This is a genomic window from Sandaracinobacteroides sp. (genome assembly GCF_057137845.1).
This window is the reverse complement of sequence record NZ_DBNHFX010000020.1, coordinates 1-2,542: the sequence shown is the minus strand read 5'-3', so window position 1 is coordinate 2,542 and position 2,542 is coordinate 1. Positions and strand designations below refer to the sequence as shown.

Genomic DNA, 2,542 nt, shown 5'->3' with positions numbered 1-2,542 from the left:
CCGGTGCTGCGCGATGGCGCGGGCAACTGGCAGGCTGATTATGTCCGCCTGCGCTGGCAGGCACGAAAACCGCTTTGAGGAGCAGGATATGCGTTACCTTCCCCTGACGCCGGATGACCGCGCGGCGATGCTGCAGGCGGTTGGCGCTGCCGATATCAACGACTTGTTCGCCGATGTGCCGGAAAGCGTGCGGCTTCCCGGTATCATTGCGGATCTGGACACCCACCAGCCCGAAATGGCGGTGGAACGCGATCTGGTGGCGATGGCGCGGCGCAACATGTCGGCCGGAGACAACCCCTTCTTCATCGGGGCCGGGTGCTATCGGCATCATGTCCCGGCTAGCGTCGATCATCTGATCCAGCGTGGCGAATTCCTGACCAGCTACACCCCGTATCAGCCGGAAATCGCCCAGGGCACGCTGCAATATCTGTTCGAGTTCCAGACGCAGGTGGCGCAGTTGTTCGGCATGGAAGTGGCGAATGCGTCAATGTACGACGGCTCCACCGGCATGACCGAGGCCATTTTCATGGCGCGGCGCATCACCCGCCGCAAAAAGACGATCCTGTCGGCCGGTGTGCATCCGCACTATGTCAGCGCGGCGCGCACCCTGTGCCGGTTCACCGGCGACGAGCTGGTGATCGGCCAGCCGTCGGATACGCACACCCCGCCGACCGCCGACATCGCCAGCCTGATCGACCGCATCGAAGCCGACACCTCGGCAGTCGTCGTGCAGAACCCCGACAGTTTCGGCCATGTCGCCGATCTGGCCCCGCTGGCCGACGCCTGCCATGCCAAAGGCGCGCTGCTGATCGTTGTCGTCACCGAAGTCGTGGCGCTTGGCCTCGTGCGGTCGCCCGGTGAAATGGGCGCCGATATCGTGGTCGGCGAAGGTCAGTCTCTGGGGGTCGGCTTGCAGTTCGGCGGGCCGCACCTCGGCCTGTTCGCGTGCAACGCGCGGCATGTGCGGCAGATGCCGGGCAGGCTGTGCGGGGAAACGGTCGATGCCGATGGTCGCCGTGGTTTCGTGCTTACGCTCTCCACCCGCGAACAGCATATCCGTCGCGAAAAGGCGACGTCGAACATCTGCACCAATTCCGGCCTGATGAGCCTGGCCTTCAGCATCCACCTGACGCTGCTGGGGGAACAGGGCCTGCGCCACCTTGCTGCGCTGAACCACGCCCGTGCCTGCGAGGTGGCCGACCGGCTGGTACAGATACCGGGGATCGAACTGCTGACGACGCGGTTCTTCAACGAGTTTGCCGTTCGCCTGCCGGTGCCTGCGCGGCAGGCCGTGCGCGACATGGCCGAAATGGGGGTGCTGGGCGGCGTGAGCGCAGCGCGCCTCTACCCCGGTGTCGACGGCGCCGAAAATGTGCTGCTTGTTGCGGTAACGGAAACGGTTTCGCCCGCCGACATCGATGCGCTGGTGCGCGCCCTGCAAGAGGTAGTCTCACAATGAGCATGAATTCCGAGGGCCGCCCCACGCGCGCGACGGCACAATCCCCGGCGGCGCCCGCCGCCACCTTCAGCGGCAACCGGGCGCTGATGCTGGACGAACCGCTGATCTATGAATGCGGTAATCCAGCCGTCACCGGTGTCGATTTCGAGGCCGTGCCTGCGCATCGTTCCAGGCTTGGCGGGCTGGAACGCGCGGCGGCGATCGGGCTTCCCGGCCTGGCCGAGGGGGAGGCCGTTCGCCACTACACCCGCCTGTCGCGGCAGAACTACGGCATCGACCTTGGCCTGTTCCCGCTGGGTTCGTGTACGATGAAGCACAATCCGCGCCTGAACGAGAAGATGGCGCGGTTGCCGGGCTTTGCCGACGTGCATCCGCTGCAACCGCAGAACACCGTGCAGGGCGCACTGCAACTGATCCACGAACTGGCCGACTGGCTGAAGAAGCTGACCAACATGCCGGCGGTGGCGATGGCGCCGAAGGCAGGCGCGCATGGCGAACTCTGTGGCATGCTTGCGATCCGCGCCGCACACGATGCCGCCGGCGACGCCCGCAGCGTAGTGCTGGTGCCGGAATCCGCACATGGCACCAATCCTGCGACGGCGGCTTTCTGCGGCTATCGCGTCGAAAGCATCCCCGCCAACGCGCGCGGGCGTGTCGATACTGACGCTCTGCTGACGCGGCTTGGCCCGGATGTGGCGGCGGTGATGATCACCAATCCCAACACCTGCGGCCTGTTCGAACCCGATCTGAAACGGATTTCCGACGCGGTGCACGCGGCGGGCGCATTCGTTTACTGCGATGGCGCGAACTTCAATGCGATCGTCGGCCGGGTGCGGCCGGGCGATCTGGGCGTCGATGCGATGCACATCAACCTGCACAAGACCTTCAGCACCCCGCACGGCGGCGGCGGGCCGGGTTCGGGTCCGGTGGTGTTCTCGGCACGGCTGGCGCCGTTCGCGCCGCTGCCGTTCGTAGTGATCGAAGACGGCCGTTACCATCTGGTCGAGGAGGAAACCGCCGACACCGAGGACCACGGTCTTAGCTTCGGCCGCATGGCGGCGTTCCACGGGCAGATGGGCATGT

2 protein-coding genes are annotated in these 2,542 nt (G+C 65.9%); both read left to right on the top strand.

Annotated features, from left to right (window positions below; genetic code table 11):
* Window positions 1-88: 88 nt before the first annotated feature.
* Complete coding sequence (gene gcvPA, locus AC16JP_RS00715; protein WP_484338682.1) at window positions 89-1,459, top strand: aminomethyl-transferring glycine dehydrogenase subunit GcvPA; 1,371 nt, start codon at window positions 89-91, stop codon at window positions 1,457-1,459.
* The coding region (gcvPB, locus tag AC16JP_RS00710; RefSeq protein WP_484338681.1) for an aminomethyl-transferring glycine dehydrogenase subunit GcvPB at window positions 1,456-2,542 on the top strand (1,087 nt) is incomplete at its 3' end. The genes gcvPA and gcvPB, both read left to right, overlap by 4 nt.